The sequence below is a fragment of the Acidaminococcus sp. CAG:542 genome (assembly GCF_000437815.1).
Classification (GTDB): Bacteria; Bacillota; Negativicutes; order Acidaminococcales; family Acidaminococcaceae; genus Acidaminococcus.
Genome location: NZ_FR902091.1, coordinates 47,124 through 48,519 on the forward strand (window position 1 = coordinate 47,124; position 1,396 = coordinate 48,519).

Below are 1,396 nucleotides of genomic sequence, written 5' to 3' on the forward strand. Positions count from 1 at the left end.
TCAAGACCTACCCGGTGAACAAGGACGATACGGATCTGTCCCTGGTGCTCCAGGATATCCCCGGTGACCGGACGGTGCTGGCCACCGGCATCTGGGGCGGCCGGGCGGACCATCTGTTCGGCAATCTGTATACCCTGCTGGCCTATGCCCGGAGGGGAGGCAGCGCCATCCTGGCCGATGACCAGGAAATGCTGTGCTACCTGCAGCCGGGAGAGGGTCTGCGGTTTACCGCCGGGAGGAAACGGCCCCGGGCAGTGAGCCTGCTGCCTCTTACTCCCTCCTGCCGGGTAAGCATTACCGGGGTCCGCTGGCCCCTGGACAATGCGGAACTGACCCAGGCCAACCCTTATGCCGTCAGCAACAAGATGACGGAGCCGGCCTTGAATGCCTTCTGCCGGGAGGGCATCGCCGGCGTCTATTTCACCTGGAAGGAGTGACCCCATGCTGGAATTCCACTGGCAGGATTTGATTTTCCTTTTGGCAGCCGGCTTCATCGGCTCTTTTGTAGATGCGGCGGTAGGCGGCGGTGGTCTGATCACCCTGCCGGCCTTTATGGCCACCGGCATCCCCACCCCCTTTGCCCTGGGGTCCAACAAACTGGCCTCCTCCATCGGCGCGGTGACCAGTTTCTTTACCTTTGCCCGGTCCGGGAAAGTGGACCGGAAGATCCTGAAGATGATGCCCCTGTCCTTTTTGGGCAGTGCCGCCGGGGCCTGTATTGCCTCCCTGCTGCCGGAACAGCTGCTCCGGTACATTGTGGTGCTGGCCCTGGTGGGAGTGGCTTGCTATACCTATTACCGGAAAAACTGGGACGGGGTCAATGAAATGACCGAAATGACCCGGTCCGTTGCCCTGGGCATCGCCGCCATGGCCTGGTTCCTGGGCATGTACGACGGTTTTTTCGGACCGGGGACAGGTTCGTTCCTGATCTTCGGATTCCTCTATTTCGGCTATAACTTCGTAACCGCTGCCGGGAATACCAAGGCCCTGAACCTGGCCAGCAACCTGGGAGGCCTTGTGGCTTTCCTGATGCTGGGCCGGGTGTATCTGGCCTATGCCCTGCCCATGGGGCTGGTGGAGATCCTGGGCGCCCGGCTGGGAGCGAAGATTGCCATACAAAAAGGTGTGGGCTACATCCGCACCCTGTACCTGGTCATGACCGTCCTGCTGATCGGCAAGCAGGTCTATGACCTTTTCTTGAAATAACCGCGTCAAAAAGACGCAGGAAGGAAGCGTGAGAACGTGGATGATCAGCAGAATGACAAGCAGACCATCTCTGCCGGCAAGGTAATCCCCGTCTATGTGGAAGATGAGATGCAGAAATGCTACATCGACTACGCCATGAGCGTCATCGTCCAGCGGGCCCTGCCGGATGTGCGGGACGGTCTGAAGCCGG

General features: G+C 60.0%; 1 protein-coding gene and 1 pseudogene. Both read left to right on the forward strand.

Going from position 1 to position 1,396, the window contains the following annotated elements; translation table 11 throughout:
* Positions 1-437, forward strand: a pseudogene (locus QVO43_RS08270) (thiamine pyrophosphokinase); the annotation flags it as partial.
* A gap of 4 nt (positions 438-441) precedes the next feature.
* A complete protein-coding gene (locus QVO43_RS08275) occupies positions 442-1,206 on the forward strand; it encodes a sulfite exporter TauE/SafE family protein (RefSeq protein WP_022488059.1) in 765 nt (254 codons plus the stop codon).
* The last annotated feature ends 190 nt before the right edge of the window (positions 1,207-1,396 follow it).